Here is a 17129-nt window from a genome sequence, read left to right as displayed (position 1 = left end):
GAGTGTTCCCCTTGTTCGTTTTGCAACTGCTCAAGCTCCGATTCGTCAGGACTGCGACACTGATCGCGGCAATATTGTAGACCTAGGGCGTTTTTCTATTATTCCGAGCGCAGTGAGATCTGATCGCAACAAGCTAGGGGTATGACTGTGGCTTTGTCGAATATGCTGGATGTCGTCAAGATCAAGCTGTTCCCTCCGAACCATGACACCTGGATCGCGAAGAGCCACAAGTACAAGGAGCGCCTTGCTTCGTCAGGAGCGGCCTATGCAGACCAGTAGTGGCCGCTGGATCGTCTCAGCCTTGCCGACTATAGCGGTGACATCATTTCCTTGCTGACGCGCCGCTCGGTCATCAGGGCGTTGAATTCCCGGTCGAGCTTGGTATCACCGGCTATTTGCGGCGGGGCGATGCGCTGAAGCTTTATGATCTGGCGTTCCGAGCCCCCGGAGATATTCTGGAGGCCGGCACCAACAAGGGACTATCGACCTCGATCCTGGCGCAGGCCGTTCACGATCGAGGCCACGGCTCACCGAATAGTTGACGATGATCGCTTTTCCTTTGCGGGCGTCTCCGGCTGTCGCGCGATCTTTCAGTATGTGGCGTTCAGAACGCTCTCTAGCTTCTGAGAAGTCGCGAAGGTCTGCGAACGGTTATGAGGGGGCGAACGACAATCCGGAGGGCGTCTTCAGCGCCTGGGAGTGGCCAGGCTTCATCATCGCAGCCGGTCATGATCGCGCCTGATTGAAATCCGCTCTAGCGAACCGCTTCCCGGGCGGGGTTTGCACCGGCCGGCTGCCTGGCTTGCTCTTCCTTTGGCCGCTCGGCGGCTGGAATTTGGCGCAGGCGTTGGCGCTCCTTCATCCAGGCATCGTACTCCCGCGTGCCCGGACGCGGCGGGGCGTCCGCCGGCAGGCCGCCGGCCCATTGCGGGACGTAGTCGCCCATTCCGGCGGAGAGTTTCTCGTTGACCGTGCCGCATCCGGACAGCCCCGTTGCGAGCGCAATGAGGACCAGAAGGGTACGGAAAGGCTTGGGCATTGTGTGGCGCGTTCGGTCATTGCACGCCAGTCAGGCTGGCGGGAGGAGAATAGCCTTCAACTAGGTAAAATAGACTTATTCGAGATGGGTATTTCGTTCCGAGCGGCGGCCGGAAAATGGCTGCCGGATGTATAAATCCTGCAAAAGAAAGACGAAATCCTCCATCCACGCGGCCGACCGGGTTTCTAGACTGCGGCAATAGGCTCGCGACAAATTCGCTTCGTGGGCAGACGGGCTTTTTCGTTGACAGGTCCATTTTATTTGTACAATCGTACAAATGGGGATGGTCGCGATTGGGGGCTTTGGTTGCCCCGCTTGACTGCGGCATGGCTCCCCGGCGTTGGCAATTGAAACGCTCGGCTTGCGCCGAATGGTCGCCAAACGTCCGATTGACAATGAGGGCGCGAAAGACGCCATGTGGCGCGCGACATCGCTCGCGCGCGAGCTAGGCTTGAGGCAAGGACCGGGCACTCGGTCCGGCACACAAGAGGTCAGGAATGAAGGGGAGGGACATCTGATGTTCGAACGCAGGACGTTTTCTTACAAGGTCTCTTGTAAAGTCTCTTGGATCGCGGTCGCCGCAGTCGCAGGCCTTGCGGCCGTCGTGCCGGCAAAGGCCGAGGACAGCGTCAAGGTCGGTTTGATCCTGCCGATGACCGGCGGCCAAGCCTCGACCGGCAAGCAGATCGAGAACGCGATCAAGCTCTACATGCAGCAGAAGGGCGACACCGTCGCCGGCAAGAAGGTCGAGATCATCCTCAAGGACGACGGCGCGGTGCCGGACAAGACCAAGACGGCCGCGCAGGAGCTGATCGTCAACGACAAGGTCAATTTCATCGCCGGCTTCGGCGTCACGCCCGCCGCGCTCGCAGCCGCGCCGCTGGCGACGCAGGCCAAGATCCCGGAAGTCGTGATGGCGGCCGGCACCTCCATCATCACCGAGCGCTCGCCCTACATCGTGCGCACCAGCTTCACGCTGGCGCAGTCCTCGACCATCATCGGCGACTGGGCGGTCAAGAACGGCATCAAGAAGGTGGCGACGCTGACCTCGGACTACGCGCCGGGCAATGACGCGCTGAACTTCTTCAAGCAGAATTTCACCGCCGGCGGCGGCGAGGTGGTCGAAGAGGTGAAGACGCCGCTGGCCAATCCCGATTTCGCGCCGTTCCTCCAGCGCATGAAGGACGCCAAGCCCGACGCGATCTTCGTGTTCGTGCCGGCCGGCCAGGGCGGCAACTTCATGAAGCAGTATGCCGAGCGTGGCCTCGACAAGGCCGGCATCAAGGTGATCGGACCGGGCGACGTCACCGATGACGATCTGCTCAACAACATGGGCGACGCCGTGCTCGGCACCGTCACCGCGCATCTCTACTCCGCGGCGCATCCCTCGCAGATGAACAAGGATTTCGTCGCCGCCTACAAGAAGGCGTTCGGCAACCGTCCGGGCTTCATGGCCGTGAGCGGCTATGACGGCATCCACCTGATCTACGAAGCGCTGAAGAAGACGGGTGGCGACACCAACGGCGACAAGCTGATCGAAGCCATGAAAGGCCAGAAATGGGAGAGCCCGCGCGGCCCGATCTCGATCGACCCCGAGACCCGCGACATCGTCCAGAACATCTACATCCGCAAGGTCGAGAAGGTCGACGGCGAGCTCTACAACGTCGAGTTCGCAACCTTCGAAGCCGTCAAGGATCTCGGCAAGACCAAGAAGTGACCCGCGAAAGCGGGGTCATCCCGGGGCGCGCTTAGCGCGAACCCGGGATCTCGAAATGATTGAAATGGATTCCGGGTTCAGCGCTGCGCGCTGCCCCGGAATGACGAGCGATTACCAAGGTTCACCCGCTATCGATGACCGCAATTCTCACCAATCTGTTCGATGGCGTTGCCTACGGCATGCTGCTGTTCGTGCTCGCCTGCGGGCTCGCGGTCACGCTCGGCCTGATGAATTTCGTCAATCTTGCCCACGGCGCCTTCGCCATGGCGGGCGGCTATGTCTGCATGGTGCTGGTCAACCGGATGGGCTGGCCGTTCTTCGCCGCGTTGCCACTTGCCTTCGTCTCCGCAGCCGCGATCGGCATCGCGCTCGAACGCACTCTCTACCGCCACCTCTATACGCGCAGCCATCTCGACCAGGTGCTGTTCACGATCGGCCTGACCTTCATGTCGGTCGCGGCCGTGGACTACATCCAGGGCTCCTCGCGCGTCTTCATCAATTTGCCGGCAGCGCTCCAGGGCCAGTTCGACGTGTTCGGCGTCGGCATCGGCCGCTATCGGCTGATGATCATCGTGATCTGCGGCCTGCTCACCATCGGCCTCCAGATGGTGCTGGCCAAGACCCGCTTCGGCAGCCGCCTGCGCGCCGCGGTCGATGATCCCCGTGCTGCCAGCGGCCTCGGCATCAACGTGCCGCAGGTGTTCGCCTTCACGTTTGCATTCGGTTGCGGGCTCGCCGGCCTCGGCGGCGCGCTGAGCGCCGAGATCCTCGGCCTCGACCCGTACTTTCCGCTGAAGTTCATGATCTATTTCCTGATCGTGGTCACCGTCGGCGGCTCGTCCTCGATCACCGGCCCCTTCCTGGCTTCGCTCCTGCTCGGCATCGGCGACGTCGCCGGCAAATATTACGTGCCGAAGATGGGACCCTTCGTGATCTACACCATGATGATCGTGATCCTGATCTGGCGCCCGAACGGCCTGTTCGGCCGCACGGCCGCGCGTTGAGCTCGCCGATGAACGCTGCTTCCGATGTCGGACACCACGCCCAGCGCCAGGCACGCTGGCACTATGGCGAAATCGCCTTCTGGCTGATCGTGCTGGCCTGCGGCTTCGCATTCCCCACGCGCTATCTGATCATGACCGACATCCTGCGGCTGGCGCTGTTTACGATGTCGCTCGACCTCATCCTCGGCTATGCCGGCATCGTCTCGCTCGGCCATGCCGCCTTTTTCGGCGTCGGGGCCTATGCCGCAGGACTTCTCGCGCTTCACGGCATCATCAACGAGCCCGTGCTGGCGCTGATCGCCGCCGGCCTCGCCGCGATGGTGCTCGGCTTTGCCACCAGCTTCCTGGTGATCCGCGGCGTTGATCTCACCCGGCTGATGGTGACCCTCGGCATCGCGCTGCTACTGGAGGCGCTGGCCGAGCGCTTCTCCAACATCACCGGCGGCACCGATGGCCTGCAAGGCATCGAGATGCAGCCGATCTTCGGCCAGATTCCCTTCGACATGTTCGGCAAGGCCGGCTTTTTCTATTCGCTGGCCGTCCTGTTTCTCCTGTTCCTGTTCGCTCGCCGCGTCGTGCATTCGCCGTTCGGCCTGTCGCTGCGCGCGATCAAGAACAATCCGCTGCGGGCCGCTGCCATCGGCATCCCGGTCAACCGCCGCCTGATCGCGATCTACACGCTTGCGGCGTTCTATGCCGGCATTGCAGGCGCACTGTTCACCCAGACCACCGCGATCGCCTCCCTCGACGTGTTCGCGTTCGAGCGCTCGGCCGATCTGATGCTGGTGCTCGTCATCGGCGGCACCGGCTATCTCTATGGCGGGCTGATCGGCGCGGTGGTGTTCCGCATGCTCCAGGAATTTTTCTCCACCATCACCCCGCAATACTGGCAGTTCTGGATCGGCCTCGTGCTGGTCCTGATCGTGCTGATCGGCCGCCAGCGCCTGCACCGCTGGGTGCTCTATGTACCCAACCTGGTCATCAAGCAGATTGCCGGGCGCAAGGCCGTCGTCGCCGTGCCGGAGAGCGACGCATGACCATCGTGCTCGAAACCCAAAATCTCGAAAAGCAGTTCGGCGGCCTGCGTGTCACCCGCGACCTGTCGCTCAAGATCGAGCAGGGCGCCCGCCACGCGCTGATCGGGCCCAACGGCGCGGGCAAGACCACTGTCATCAACCAGCTCACCGGCGTATTGAAGCCGAACTCCGGCCGCATCCTGCTCGAAGGCCACGACATCACCGATCTGCCCGTGCACAAGCGGGTGCTGCGCGGCCTGTCACGCACCTTCCAGATCAACCAGCTCTATCCCGACCTGACCCCGCTCGAGACCATCGGCCTTGCCGTCTCCGAGCGCCTCGGCCATGGCGGCGACTGGTGGCGGCGGATGGGTACGCGCAACGACGTCAACGGCGAGATCGCCGATCTCCTGACGCGCTTCCACCTGCTCGACGTCATGAACGAGCAGACCGTGACGCTGCCTTACGGCAAGCAGCGCCTGCTCGAGATCGCGGTCGCGATCGCGGCCAAGCCGCGCGTGTTGCTGCTCGACGAGCCCGCCGCCGGCGTGCCCGAGAGCGAGCGCCACGATATTCTGGCGGTGGTCGCCGCGCTGCCGCGCGACGTCACCGTGCTCTTGATCGAGCACGACATGGACCTCGTCTTCTCCTTTGCCGACCGCATCTCGGTGCTGGTCTCGGGCGCGTTGCTCACCGAAGGCCCGCCCGAGCAGGTCGCGCGCGATCCACAGGTCAAGGCGGTCTATCTCGGCGAGGAGGCGGTCAATGTCTGACCTGCTCGCGATCGACGCACTTCGCGCCGGCTATGGCGAGGCGGTGGTGTTGCCGAAGATGAGCCTGCGCCTTGCCGAGGGGCAGGTGCTGGCGCTGCTGGGTCGTAACGGCACCGGCAAGACCACGCTGATCAATTCCATCGTCGGCGTCACCCGCCGTTTTTCCGGCACCGTCGCGCTCGCCGGGACCGACGTCACGACCCTGCGGCCCGACCAGCGGGCGCGTGCCGGCATCGGCTGGGTGCCGCAGGAGCGCAACATCTTCCGCTCGCTCACGGTGGAAGAGAACATGACCGCAGTGGCGCAGCCCGGCCCCTGGACGGTCGAGAGGGTCTACGAGATGTTCCCGCGGCTGAAGGAGCGGCGGAGCAATTTCGGCAACCAGCTCTCCGGCGGCGAGCAGCAGATGCTGGCGATCGGCCGCGCGCTGACCCTCAACCCAAAGGTCCTGCTGCTGGACGAGCCCACCGAGGGCCTCGCCCCCATCATCGTCGAGGAGCTGCTCAAGGCGATCGGCACCATCACCCGGGCGGGCGGCATCTGCTCGATCATCGTCGAGCAGAATGCCCAAAAGATTCTGGGGCTCGCCGACCGCGTTGTGATATTGGAGCGCGGAACGATCGTCCACGACGCCCCGAGCGCCGCGCTGCAGGCCGACCCGTCGGTCCTGGAGCGTCACCTCGGCGTCGCAGGGGCGGCCGCCCACTGATCGTCGCCTCTCCCCGCGGGCGGGGAGAGGGAGTACAACGAGCGCCGACTGAAATTACGGGAGAGACAAGAAATGCAGCGAACCAAAGCCCCCTTCCGCGCCGACGAGGTCGGCAGCCTCCTGCGTCCGGCCAAGATCAAGGAAGCCCGCAGCCGTCTCGAGAAGGGCGAGATCTCGGCCGACGATCTGCGCAAGATCGAGGACATGGAGATCGAGAAGGTCGTGCACAAGCAGGCCTCGATCGGGCTCAAGCTCGCGACCGACGGTGAATTCCGCCGCTCCTGGTGGCATTTCGACTTCCTGGCCAAGCTCACCGGCTGCGAGCTGTTCCACCCCGACACAGGCATCCAGTTCACGGGCGTGCAGACCCGTCACGATGCGGTGCGCGTGATCGGCAAGCTCGACTTCCCCGACAACCACCCGATGCTGGACCACTTCCGCTTCCTGAAGAAGGTCGCCGATCAGGCCCACGTCACCGCCAAGATGACGATCCCCTCGCCGGCGGTGCTGCACTTCCGCGGCGGCCGCAAGTCGATCTCCAAGGACGTCTATCCCGACCTCGACGCCTTCTACGAGGACCTCGGCAAGACCTATCGCAAGGCCGTGAAGGCGTTCTACGACGCGGGCTGCCGCTATCTCCAGTTCGACGACACCGTGTGGGCCTATCTCTGCTCGCAGGACGAGTTGCAGAAGGCGCGCGAGCGCGGCGACAATCCGGACGGCCTCCAGCAGATCTATGCCCGCATCATCAACTACGCGCTGGCCGAGAAGCCCGCCGACATGGTGGTGACGACGCACGTCTGCCGCGGCAATTTCCGCTCGACCTGGATTTCTTCGGGCGGCTACGAGCCCGTGGCCGAGACCATGCTCGCTGGCACCAATTACGACGGCTATTTCCTCGAATACGACAGCGACCGCGCCGGCGGCTTCGAGCCGCTGCGCTTCCTGCCCAAGGGCAACAAGGTCGTCGTGGTCGGCGTCATCACCTCCAAGTTCGGCGAGCTCGAGCAGAAGGACGACATCAAGCGCCGTCTGGAGGAAGCCGCGAAGTTCGCCCCGCTGGAGCAGCTCGCGCTGTCCCCGCAATGCGGCTTTGCCTCGACCGAAGAGGGCAACATCCTCTCGGAAGAGGAGCAGTGGGCCAAGCTCAGCCTCGCGGTGGAGATCGCGAAGGAAGTGTGGGGCAACTGACGCGCATCGTCATTCCGGGGCGATGCGAAGCATCGAAACCGGAATCTGGAGATCGCGGCGCGAGATCCCGGGTTCGCGCTGCGCGCCCCCCGGGATGACGGCGCGTTAGCGCCGTCACTTCTCCGCCAGATAAACCTCGCCCAGCAGCGACGAGTTCGACCACGGCACCTGCTTGTTCTTCGTGGTCGAGACCACCTCCGCCCGCACCCGCGTCAGCATCTGCTGCACCTCGAGGCCCGGCGTGCCGATGTGGCGCGACAGCGCGATCGAGAACGGCGAGTTGGCGCCTTCGCCGTCGAGGGCGACCTGCCCCGGCGCGGTCGCAAACGCGATCAGCGTGCCGGCGCCGAGCGTTGCGCCAGTGCCAAGGCTCGTTGGCGCTGCGAGGCCCGAGGCGCCCTCCATGCCGCGATTGGTGCCGGCGGACGCCACCTGCTGCGCCATCGGATTGTTGCGGCAGGCATCGAAGATCAGGATGTTGGTGCGAACCTGGTCGTCGAGGCCGGCCATGATCGTGTCCATGTCGATCATCGCGTCCGTCATGTTCGCACCCGGCTTGAGCTCGACGTCGACCGGAATGAGATAGTTACGGCCGTCCACCTGCACGCCGTGGCCGGCATAGTAGACCACCGCGACCTGCGCCCGTGCCGCCTCGCGCAGGAAGTCGCGCGTCACCTTCTGCATCGCGGCGCGGTCGAGGTCAACGCCCTCGGAGACCGTGAACCCGATATCGCGCAGGCTCCTGGCAACGGCGCGCGCGTCGTTGGGTGGATTGGGCAGCGCCTTGACGTGCTGATAGGCGCCGTTGCCGATGATCAGCGCCATGCGCGTGCCGCGGACGGCGGGCACCGGCGAGGGGGCCGGCGCCGTGCCCGTCTGCTGCGGAGCGGGTGACGCCGCCGGTTGCGTCGTAGGTAACGGCTGTTCGCGCGGGATTGGTGCGATCGCATCCGTTACCAGCGACAGCCGTACCTTCGCGGTGGCCTGGTTGGCCTTGCTGCCGGCATCCGAGGCCACGATCGCCAGCGTCGACTTGTAGTCGTCCCTGGCGTGCGCATAGTCGCCCTTCGCCTCATAGGCGAGCGCGCGATGGGTGTAGCCCGAGATCAGCACGCTGTTGGGCGGCGTCATGATGTTGACCGGCGGTTTCTCCTTCGCGAGCCGGATCGCCTCGCTGCCATCGGCGATGGCGCGATCGAGATCGCCCTTGGCGCGCCAGATCGCGGTGCGGTTGATGAGGGGCTGCGGCAGCGTCGGATCGAGCCGGATCGCCTGGTTGATGTCGGCGAGTGCGCCGTCGAGATCGCCGAGTGCCTGCTTCGAGATGCCGCGATTCTGGAACGAGAACGCCGATCGCGGATCGGACTTGATCGACATGTCGTAATCGGCAATGGCCTTGGCATAGTCGTGCTTGCCGCGCCAGGCGTTGCCGCGGTTGTGGAAGATGATGCCGCTCGGCGGGCCGAGCTTCAGCGCGTCGTCGAAGTCCGCGATCGCGATGTCGTAGTCGCCCCTGTCGTAATAGGCCGATCCCCTGAGATTGTAGACCGCCTGGCTCGGCTGGAGCCGCATCGCTTCGGTGGTATCGGCGATCACCCTGGCGTAGTCCCCTTTCTTGTTCCACCCGACGGCGCGCCAGAAATAGACCGTCGCGAGCTGCGCGCCCTTGAACACCTTCAGCGCGATGATCTTGCTGCAGGCCTCGATCATCTGCTCCGCCGGTGTGGTGTCGGTGGTGCAGAGCGGCCCGAGCTGGCTGCGCGCCTGCGCGGAGCAGGGCGCGGACGACAGGGAGGCGGTGAGCAGGCAGAGCGCGACGAGCAGGCGGCGCATGATGGTGGTCCCGCAACAGGAGGAGCGCGCCTGTTTGTTGCCCGGCAGTGCGCCCGGGTTCACGCTCTCGTCATTGGACGCGGGTAAAGCAGGGGGAGGGTATTCCCCCAGTGGGCAGATTTTGCTAGGAGGCGGGACCCAATCCGGCTGCCCACCGCGTCCCACCCGATGAAGAACGACGAAATCCTGAGCCAGATCACCGAGTTCTGCCGCAAGGCGGACATGGCGGAATCGACCTTCGGCCGGCGCGCGGTGAACGATGGGAAGCTGGTGCATCGCCTGCGCGAGGGAAAGCGCATCACCATCGACACGCTGGAGCGGATCCAGGCCTATATGGCGGCATCGATGACCGGCGGCCTGCCGCCGCCGCGGGGGCTTCAGGTGCCGCCGGAAAAGCGCGACCCGCGCGGCAATTTCCGTTTCTTCGAGAACCGGCAGAAATACCTGTTGTTCGTCCATACCTGCAGCGAGAAGCGGGTGATCGCGGACAGGGTCGCGCTGGAGCTTGCCAGCATCCATCCGCGGCCGCCGGCGCTGCGCGTGTTCGACGCCGGGGTTGGCGACGGCACCGTGCTGGCGCGGGTGCTGCGGTCGATGCACCAGCGCTATCCGCACATGCCGTTCTACGTCGCCGGCAAGGAGCTCAGTCTCGAGGACGTGCGCCTGACGCTGGACAAGGTGCCGGACCGGCTGTTTGAGCATCCGGCCTCGGTGTTCGTGTTCACCAACATGTTCTACGCGGAGGCGCCCTGGCTCACGCCGGCCTCGCCCGCGGCGGCCGCCGCCACCGTCTGGCACGAAGTGCCGCTGCGCGGCGCCTCGTCGGGCGACTTCGAGGCGCAGATCACCGAGCTGAAGCCGTTTCTGGAGCAGAACTGGCGCGCGGCGATCAGTCCGCGGACGGCCATGCCGCTGTATGAGCGTCCCGTCGTGCTGGTGCTCTACCGCGAGGACCACAGGTTCCTGCTGGATTCGACCATTCCGCGGCCGGGCCAGACCGAAGCCAATTTCGACCTCGTTATTGCATCCCAGCCATACCGCGCCCTGTCCTCGGTCAATTTTCGGGCAAAACGGATCATCGCGCCGCTGGCGCGGGCTTTGCGGTCGGGTGGCCGCCTCATCGGTATTCACTCCCATGGCCAGGATCCGGGCATGGAAATGATCCAGGCGATCTGGCCCGGAGAAAACCCTTTCTCGGTGAGCCGTCATGAGCTACTGCGCGCCGTGAAGTATGAACTCGGATCGGTGGGCCGCGACCTAAATTTTAATGCTTATGCGGACAACCGTTCGATCTTCAGGTATGATATGGAAGCGCTGCCCAACGAGGTAACCGGTGCCATCGGAACCTCGACGGCCTTTGCAGCGTGGAATGCGGCGGTGTATGTCGCTCAGATCGAGGACGACCGGTTGACAGATATGACTCAAAACGGCCGCGCTCTGGATGCTGCCCGGGACGTGCTGCGAAAGCACAACGGGCTCTGGTTTTACGACGAGTCCTACGTCATCTCGCGACGGCGTGATTGACATAATCCAAAGGTAAACATCGCAACGAACCGCCGGTTAGCGGCGGAACAAGGGGTTACTGATGCGCGCGTCCTATCTCTTCACCAGCGAATCCGTGTCCGAGGGCCATCCGGATAAGGTCTGCGACCGGATCTCCGATGAGATCGTCGACCTGTTCTATCGCGAAGGGCCGAAGGCCGGCATCGATCCGTGGGCCATCCGCGCCGCCTGCGAGACGCTTGCGACCACCAACAAGGTCGTGATCGCCGGCGAGACCCGCGGTCCGAAGTCGGTCACCAACGAGCAGATCGAGAGCGTCGTGCGCGGCGCCATCAAGGACATCGGCTACGAGCAGGAAGGCTTCCACTGGAAGACCTGCGACATCGAGATCCTCCTGCATCCGCAGTCGGCCGACATCGCGCAGGGCGTCGATGCGCTGCAGCCGGGCGAGGTCAAGGAAGAAGGTGCCGGCGACCAGGGCATCATGTTCGGCTATGCCACCAACGAGACGCCCGACCTGATGCCGGCGCCGATCTTCTACGCCCACAAGATCCTGCGCCTGATCTCCGAAGCGCGCCACTCCGGCCGCGAGAAGGTGCTGGGTCCCGACTCCAAGAGCCAGGTCACCGTGCAGTACGAGAACGGCAAGCCGGTCGGCGTGCGTGAGATCGTGGTGTCGCACCAGCACCTCGTCGAGGACCTCACCTCCAAGCAGGTGCGCGACATCGTCGAGCCTTATGTGCGCGAGGCGCTGCCGAAGGAGTGGATCACGCCGAAGACGATCTGGCACATCAACCCGACCGGCAAGTTCTACATCGGCGGTCCCGACGGCGATTCCGGCCTGACCGGCCGCAAGATCATCGTCGACACCTACGGCGGCGCGGCCCCGCACGGCGGCGGCGCGTTCTCCGGCAAGGATCCGACCAAGGTCGACCGGTCGGCGGCTTACGCGGCGCGCTACGTCGCCAAGAACATCGTCGCGGCCGGTCTCGCCGACCGCTGCACGCTCCAGCTCGCCTACGCCATCGGCGTGGCGCGGCCGCTGTCGATCTACATCGACACCCACGGCACCGGTAAGGTGCCGGAGGACCAGCTCGAGAAGGCAGCAGCGCAGGCGATGGATCTGACCCCGCGCGGCATCCGCAGCCATCTCGACCTCAACCGCCCGATCTACGCGCGCACCTCGGCCTACGGCCATTTCGGCCGCACGCCCGACAACGAGGGCGGCTTCTCCTGGGAGAAGACCGATCTCGTCGAGCCGCTCAAGCGCGCGCTTTAAGTTTTCTTGCGTCATTCCGGGGCGCCGCGATAGCGGCGAACCCGGAATCTCGAACCTCAGGATTCCGGGTTCGCTCGTTTCACGAGCGCCTCCGGAATGACGAGTCAAACAAACAGGAACCCCCAATGAACGCGAAGCCCGGCTTCACCGATTACATCGTCAAGGACATTTCGCTCGCCGATTTCGGCCGCAAGGAGCTCTCGCTCGCTGAGACCGAGATGCCCGGCCTGATGGCCACCCGCGAGGAGTTCGGCCCGAAGCAGCCGTTGAAGGGCGCGCGCATCGCAGGCTCCCTGCACATGACGATCCAGACCGGCGTGCTGATCGAGACGCTGGCCGCGCTCGGCGCCGACATTCGCTGGGTCTCCTGCAACATCTATTCGACGCAGGACCACGCCGCGGCGGCGATCGCAGCCGCCGGCATTCCCGTCTTCGCCGTCAAGGGCGAGACGCTGACCGAGTACTGGGACTACACCGCAAAACTGTTCGACTGGCACGGCGGCGGTCACCCGAACATGATCCTCGATGACGGCGGCGACGCCACGATGTACGTCCATCTCGGTCTGCGCGCCGAGAACGGCGACACCGCCTTCCTCGACAAGCCCGGCTCCGAGGAAGAGGAAGTCTTCTTCGCGCTTCTGAAGAAGCAGCTCAAGGAAAAGCCGAAGGGCTACTTCGCCGAGATCGCCAAGAGCATCAAGGGCGTTTCCGAAGAGACCACCACGGGCGTGCACCGTCTCTATGACATGCAGAAGGCCGGCACGCTGCTGTGGCCGGCGATCAACGTCAACGACAGCGTCACCAAGTCGAAATTCGACAACCTCTATGGCTGCCGTGAATCGCTGGTCGACGGCATCCGCCGCGGCACCGACGTGATGCTGTCGGGCAAGGTCGCGATGGTCGCCGGCTTCGGCGACGTCGGCAAGGGCTCGGCCGCCTCGCTGCGCCAGGCCGGCTGCCGCGTCATGGTGTCGGAAGTCGATCCGATCTGCGCGCTGCAGGCGGCGATGGAAGGCTACGAGGTCGTGACCATGGAAGACGCGGCGCCCCGCGCCGACATCTTCGTCACCGCGACCGGCAACAAGGACATCATCACCATCGAGCACATGCGCGCGATGAAGGATCGTGCCATCGTCTGCAACATCGGCCACTTCGACAACGAGATCCAGATCGCGTCTCTGCGCAATCTGAAGTGGACCAACATCAAGCCGCAGGTCGACGAGATCGAGTTTCCCGACAAGCACCGCATCATCATGCTGTCGGAAGGCCGCCTCGTGAACCTCGGCAACGCCATGGGCCACCCGAGCTTCGTGATGTCAGCGTCCTTCACCAACCAGACGCTGGCGCAGATCGAGCTGTTCGCCAACAACAAGGACGGCAAGTACAAGAAGGAAGTCTACGTGCTGCCGAAGACGCTCGACGAGAAGGTCGCGCGCCTGCACCTCGCCAAGATCGGCGTCAAGCTCACCGAGCTGCGCAAGGACCAGGCCGACTACATCGGCGTCAAGCAGGAAGGCCCGTACAAGTCGGACCACTACCGCTACTGAGATTGCCCTCAAGTCGCGAGATCAAAGCCCCGGAGCGATCCGGGGCTTTTTTACTGTTTTTATTGTCGCTCCCTATGATACGCTCGCAGGTAGAGCCGAAACAAGCCTGCCACTTCCGAAGCGGGCGGCCGCTTTTTCTACATTTATTGTCAGAATGCATAGGGAGGGAATGCGATGTCCAGCGAAGCCAACGTTGAGCTGCTGAAGGAAGCCTATCGCCAGTGGAACGACAGCAAGGGTGCGAGCGTCGACTATTGGTTCGACAACGTCATTGGTCCGCAGATCAAGTTCGACTCGATTCCGCGAGGAGCCGAAGCGGTGCCTTTTGCCAAACGTTATGACGATCGCAACGAGCTGCGTGGCTATTTCGACGGCCTGCTCTCCGATTGGAGCATGCAGTATTACACGATGAACGAATACGTCGCGCAAGGTGACGCCGTCGTCGCGCGCGGCGAATGCGCATGGATCAACAAGAAGACCAAGAAGCTCGCGAAAACGCCGAAGGTCGATTTCTGGCGCTTCAAGGACGGGAAAGCGGTCGAATTCCACGAGTATTTCGACACCGCCTGTGTCTATGGCGCCACCATCCCCTGACCGTTGCAATTCGGCGCGGCGCCGCCCATCCTGCGCGGAGGGAGAACGCCATGATCGAAGCCAAAGAACATTTCGACGTGCTGATCGTCGGTGCCGGCCTGTCCGGCATCGGCGCGGGATATCACTTGCAGACCAAGTGCCCGACCAAGAGCTACGTCATCCTGGAGGGCCGCGACTGCATCGGCGGCACCTGGGACCTGTTCCGCTATCCCGGCATCCGCTCCGACAGCGACATGTTCACGCTCGGCTATTCGTTCAAGCCGTGGACCGATCCGAAGGCGATCGCTGACGGGCCGCAGATCCTGAACTATGTGCGCGAGACCGCGGCCGAGAACGGCATCGCGAAGCACATCCGCTTTCGCCATCGCGTCAGGCGTGCGGCGTGGTCGACGCCTGAGGCGCGCTGGACGATCGAAGCCGAGCGCACGACAGGCGAGGGCGCGACCGAGCTCGTGCGCTTCACCTGCAATTTCCTGTTCATGTGCTCGGGCTACTACAAATACGAGGCGGGCTACACCCCGGAGTTCAAGGGCGTCGGAGATTTCGCCGGCCGCATCGTGCATCCGCAGAAATGGACCGAAGACATCGACTATGCGGGCAAGCGCGTCGTCGTGATCGGCTCGGGCGCGACCGCGGTGACGCTGGTGCCGGAGCTTGCCAAGAAGGCTGCGCAGGTCACCATGCTCCAGCGCTCGCCGACCTACGTGGTGTCACGTCCCGCGCAGGATCCCGTCGCCAACAAGCTGCGCCGCAATCTGCCGGCACGGCTGGCGTATCATTTGATCCGCTGGCGCAACGTGATGTGGGGGATGTTCTTCTTCCAGCTCAGCCGGCGCCGACCCGCGAAGGTGAAGGACCTCATCCTCAAGGGCGTGCAGATGGCGCTCGGCCCCGACTACGACGTCGCGACCCATTTCACGCCGCGCTACAATCCCTGGGACCAGCGGCTCTGCCTCGTGCCAGATGGCGATTTGTTCAAGGCGATCCGCGAGCAGCGCGCCTCCGTCGTCACCAACGAGATCGACACGTTCACGCGCGACGGCATCCGCCTGAAGGACGGCAGCGAACTCGCGGCCGACATCATCGTGACCGCGACGGGGCTCGTGCTCCAGGTCGTCGGCGGCCTCGACGTCAGCGTCGACGGCCGTGCCGTCGATTTCGCCACGACGCTGACCTACAAGGGCATGATGTATGCCGACGTGCCGAACATGGCTTCGGCCTTCGGCTACACCAACGCGTCGTGGACGCTGAAATGCGATCTCACCTGCGAATATGTCAGCCGTCTCATCAACTACATGGACCGGCACAATTTCCGCCAGTGCGTGCCACACAATGACGATCTGACGATCACCGCGCAGCCGTCGCTCGATTTCACCTCGGGCTACGTGCAGCGCTCGGTCGCGAAGATGCCGAAGCAGGGTTCCAAGCGGCCGTGGCGGCTTCACCAGAACTATGCGCTCGACATCGTCTCCCTCCGCTTCGGCCGGATCGACGACGGCGTGATGCAATATTCCTGATCATGCTACGTAGAGTGCCGGAGGAGGCTCGCGGTCGCTTGAGACGAATCGCGACCTGAAGTAGTATTTTTGCGTCGCAAAAAATTTATTTCCAACTCCGTCTGAGTTCCGCGTCGATACCGTCTTGAGGAGAACGTGGGACATGTACGTCCTTGCTCTGGTCACGCAGAAAGGCGGAAGCGGTAAGAGCACGCTGTCCGTTGGATTGGCAGTGGCAGCGATGCAGCGTGGAGAACGTGTCGCTCTCGTTGAGGCGGACGCTCAAGGCACGATCTCGAAATGGAAAGAGCGGCGAGGTGGCGTCTACCCTCGCGTCGATCGCGTTGCCGATATCGCGGAAGTCGAGCCGATGATATCCCACCTCCGGGCCGAAGGGGTCTGGCTCGCAATCATCGATACAGCCGCCACGAACAATGCCTTGGCGACGCGCGCCATTGCCAGTGCCGATCTTTGTCTCATCCCGGCGCGTCCGAGCCCGGCCGATATTGAAGCCGCAGTACCTACGCTGGTCGCCATTCGCAGGTTCAATCGCCGGTTTGCCTTCATCCTCAATCAGACGCCCACACGGGGGTGCCGGCTGAGCGAAGCTGCCACATCGCTCAACTCGCTCGGCGTGCTTGCACTCCCGTTCATTGGCCAGCGTAACGACCACCAGGATGCGCTCGGGGCAGGGCTGGGCGTGACGGAGTTCGCGCCGGAGGGAAAAGCCTCGGAGGAGGTTGTGGCCCTGTGGGGTTGGATCTCGGAGCGCCTTATCGTGGAGTCGAATGATCATGGGCAAGCCGCGCTCAAGACAGCCTGCTGATGTTGCGCGCGCCAGGCGTCGCTCGCTGGTGGAGCTCGCGGCGGAAGTGAGCCGTGCCGTCGACGAGGGCTTGACGATGCCTCCGGGCTCGGCCTTCCCTCAAGATGCGCCACCGATCGCGCACGCGGCGCCTGCCCCGATGACTGTTCCGACACAAGAAGCGGCCACCGTCGCTGCAAGACCCGAACCTCCGGCCAGCACCACGACTGATCTCATCGTGGACATCGCCAGGGATTGTCAGGTCCGTGCTTTGGACGGCATGAAGGCTGGTGTTCACGCCGCGCTGGACTATGCCAGGGACCTCGCCAAGACAAAGGCCGGTGGGACATCGGAGGCCGGAGGAGTCGCCGCCGCGGAAAGCCACCTCATCGAGGCGATCGGAACGGCAGCCGAGTGTCGCACCATCGTGCTCGAACTGATGAAAGTGAATGCGGGCGCGACCTTGGATTATGCGCGGGAATTGGGCCGTGCGAGAACGCTGGCGGAATTGGTTGAGCTGTCGAGTACGCACGCGCGAACGCAATGTGAGTTGGTCCTGAAGCAAACCGAGCTGCTGAGATCGTTTGCTCAAAACATGACAAAGCCCGGTGCCAGGTAGCGCG

16 protein-coding genes are annotated in these 17129 nt (G+C 63.8%); 14 read left to right on the top strand and 2 right to left on the bottom strand.

The annotated features are described in order from the left end of the window. Nucleotides 1-147: 147 nt before the first annotated feature. On the top strand, nucleotides 148-279 hold the full coding sequence (locus GPL20_RS39890; protein ID WP_256557430.1) for a hypothetical protein: 132 nt from the start codon (nucleotides 148-150) through the stop codon (nucleotides 277-279). Nucleotides 280-754: 475 nt separating this feature from the next. Here the strand turns inward: GPL20_RS39890 and GPL20_RS00180 are convergent, their stop codons facing one another. Next, the gene (locus GPL20_RS00180) at nucleotides 755-1039 is read right to left on the bottom strand and encodes a hypothetical protein (protein ID WP_157326804.1); all 285 of its coding nucleotides are present in this window, start codon (nucleotides 1037-1039) and stop codon (nucleotides 755-757) included. Between the two features lie 517 nt (nucleotides 1040-1556). On the opposite strand from GPL20_RS00180, the gene GPL20_RS00175 reads away from it, so the two are divergent. The 6 genes from GPL20_RS00175 (at nucleotide 1557) to GPL20_RS00150 (ending at nucleotide 7449) form a co-directional block, all read left to right on the top strand. Further along, on the top strand, nucleotides 1557-2756 hold the full coding sequence (locus GPL20_RS00175; RefSeq protein ID WP_157326803.1) for an ABC transporter substrate-binding protein: 1200 nt from the start codon (nucleotides 1557-1559) through the stop codon (nucleotides 2754-2756). Nucleotides 2757-2890: 134 nt separating this feature from the next. After that, complete coding sequence (locus GPL20_RS00170) at nucleotides 2891-3760, top strand: branched-chain amino acid ABC transporter permease (protein WP_084810118.1); 870 nt, start codon at nucleotides 2891-2893, stop codon at nucleotides 3758-3760. An 8-nt stretch (nucleotides 3761-3768) separates the two neighbouring features. Further along, the gene (locus GPL20_RS00165) at nucleotides 3769-4797 is read left to right on the top strand and encodes a branched-chain amino acid ABC transporter permease (protein ID WP_157326802.1); all 1029 of its coding nucleotides are present in this window, start codon (nucleotides 3769-3771) and stop codon (nucleotides 4795-4797) included. Next, entirely contained in the window at nucleotides 4794-5549 is a 756-nt protein-coding gene (locus GPL20_RS00160) for an ABC transporter ATP-binding protein (RefSeq protein ID WP_157326801.1), read from the top strand. The genes GPL20_RS00165 and GPL20_RS00160 overlap by 4 nt, the downstream gene beginning before the upstream one ends. After that, nucleotides 5542-6258 (top strand): ABC transporter ATP-binding protein, encoded by a 717-nt coding sequence (locus GPL20_RS00155; RefSeq protein ID WP_157326800.1) that lies wholly within the window; start codon nucleotides 5542-5544, stop codon nucleotides 6256-6258. Before GPL20_RS00160 ends, GPL20_RS00155 begins: the two co-directional genes overlap by 8 nt. Nucleotides 6259-6330: 72 nt before the next feature. Beyond that, nucleotides 6331-7449, top strand: coding sequence for a cobalamin-independent methionine synthase II family protein (locus GPL20_RS00150; RefSeq protein WP_157326799.1), 1119 nt, complete (start codon nucleotides 6331-6333; stop codon nucleotides 7447-7449). A 114-nt stretch (nucleotides 7450-7563) separates the two neighbouring features. On the opposite strand, the gene GPL20_RS00145 is transcribed toward GPL20_RS00150, so the two are convergent. Continuing rightward, nucleotides 7564-9282, bottom strand: a complete 1719-nt coding sequence (locus GPL20_RS00145; protein ID WP_157326798.1) for a caspase family protein — start codon at nucleotides 9280-9282, stop codon at nucleotides 7564-7566. Between the two features lie 168 nt (nucleotides 9283-9450). Between GPL20_RS00145 and GPL20_RS00140 the strand changes: the two genes are divergently transcribed. From GPL20_RS00140 to GPL20_RS00110, 7 genes are all read left to right on the top strand, one after another. Continuing rightward, entirely contained in the window at nucleotides 9451-10806 is a 1356-nt protein-coding gene (locus GPL20_RS00140; protein WP_157326797.1) for a hypothetical protein, read from the top strand. 61 nt (nucleotides 10807-10867) lie between these two features. Beyond that, nucleotides 10868-12064: a methionine adenosyltransferase gene (gene metK / locus GPL20_RS00135; RefSeq protein WP_157326796.1), complete on the top strand. Its 1197-nt coding sequence runs from the start codon at nucleotides 10868-10870 to the stop codon at nucleotides 12062-12064. A 125-nt stretch (nucleotides 12065-12189) separates the two neighbouring features. Continuing rightward, nucleotides 12190-13611, top strand: coding sequence for an adenosylhomocysteinase (gene ahcY, locus GPL20_RS00130; protein WP_157326795.1), 1422 nt, complete (start codon nucleotides 12190-12192; stop codon nucleotides 13609-13611). A 174-nt stretch (nucleotides 13612-13785) separates the two neighbouring features. Beyond that, entirely contained in the window at nucleotides 13786-14205 is a 420-nt protein-coding gene (locus GPL20_RS00125) for a nuclear transport factor 2 family protein (protein WP_157326794.1), read from the top strand. Between the two features lie 50 nt (nucleotides 14206-14255). Then, a complete protein-coding gene (locus GPL20_RS00120) occupies nucleotides 14256-15722 on the top strand; it encodes a flavin-containing monooxygenase (RefSeq protein WP_157326793.1) in 1467 nt (488 codons plus the stop codon). A 142-nt stretch (nucleotides 15723-15864) separates the two neighbouring features. Beyond that, entirely contained in the window at nucleotides 15865-16527 is a 663-nt protein-coding gene (locus GPL20_RS00115; RefSeq protein ID WP_157326792.1) for a ParA family protein, read from the top strand. Continuing rightward, nucleotides 16496-17125 (top strand): phasin family protein, encoded by a 630-nt coding sequence (locus tag GPL20_RS00110; protein WP_246249971.1) that lies wholly within the window; start codon nucleotides 16496-16498, stop codon nucleotides 17123-17125. The genes GPL20_RS00115 and GPL20_RS00110 overlap by 32 nt, the downstream gene beginning before the upstream one ends. Nucleotides 17126-17129: the final 4 nt, after the last annotated feature.

Source organism: Bradyrhizobium cajani, assembly GCF_009759665.1.
GTDB classification, from domain to species: domain Bacteria; phylum Pseudomonadota; class Alphaproteobacteria; order Rhizobiales; family Xanthobacteraceae; genus Bradyrhizobium; species Bradyrhizobium cajani.
This window is presented reverse-complemented; position numbering and strand designations above follow the sequence as displayed.

Excerpts from the sequence above, each read along its gene's own strand:
- GPL20_RS00180 (WP_157326804.1), bottom strand. The coding sequence starts at position 1,039 with ATGCCCAAGCCTTTCCGTACCCTTCTGGTCCTCATTGCGCTCGCAACG.
- GPL20_RS00175 (WP_157326803.1), top strand. The coding sequence starts at position 1,557 with ATGTTCGAACGCAGGACGTTTTCTTACAAGGTCTCTTGTAAAGTCTCT.
- GPL20_RS00170 (WP_084810118.1), top strand. The coding sequence starts at position 2,891 with ATGACCGCAATTCTCACCAATCTGTTCGATGGCGTTGCCTACGGCATG.
- GPL20_RS00165 (WP_157326802.1), top strand. The coding sequence starts at position 3,769 with ATGAACGCTGCTTCCGATGTCGGACACCACGCCCAGCGCCAGGCACGC.
- GPL20_RS00160 (WP_157326801.1), top strand. The coding sequence starts at position 4,794 with ATGACCATCGTGCTCGAAACCCAAAATCTCGAAAAGCAGTTCGGCGGC.
- GPL20_RS00155 (WP_157326800.1), top strand. The coding sequence starts at position 5,542 with ATGTCTGACCTGCTCGCGATCGACGCACTTCGCGCCGGCTATGGCGAG.
- GPL20_RS00150 (WP_157326799.1), top strand. The coding sequence starts at position 6,331 with ATGCAGCGAACCAAAGCCCCCTTCCGCGCCGACGAGGTCGGCAGCCTC.
- GPL20_RS00145 (WP_157326798.1), bottom strand. The coding sequence starts at position 9,282 with ATGCGCCGCCTGCTCGTCGCGCTCTGCCTGCTCACCGCCTCCCTGTCG.
- GPL20_RS00140 (WP_157326797.1), top strand. The coding sequence starts at position 9,451 with ATGAAGAACGACGAAATCCTGAGCCAGATCACCGAGTTCTGCCGCAAG.
- metK (WP_157326796.1), top strand. The coding sequence starts at position 10,868 with ATGCGCGCGTCCTATCTCTTCACCAGCGAATCCGTGTCCGAGGGCCAT.
- ahcY (WP_157326795.1), top strand. The coding sequence starts at position 12,190 with ATGAACGCGAAGCCCGGCTTCACCGATTACATCGTCAAGGACATTTCG.
- GPL20_RS00125 (WP_157326794.1), top strand. The coding sequence starts at position 13,786 with ATGTCCAGCGAAGCCAACGTTGAGCTGCTGAAGGAAGCCTATCGCCAG.
- GPL20_RS00120 (WP_157326793.1), top strand. The coding sequence starts at position 14,256 with ATGATCGAAGCCAAAGAACATTTCGACGTGCTGATCGTCGGTGCCGGC.
- GPL20_RS00115 (WP_157326792.1), top strand. The coding sequence starts at position 15,865 with ATGTACGTCCTTGCTCTGGTCACGCAGAAAGGCGGAAGCGGTAAGAGC.
- GPL20_RS00110 (WP_246249971.1), top strand. The coding sequence starts at position 16,496 with ATGGGCAAGCCGCGCTCAAGACAGCCTGCTGATGTTGCGCGCGCCAGG.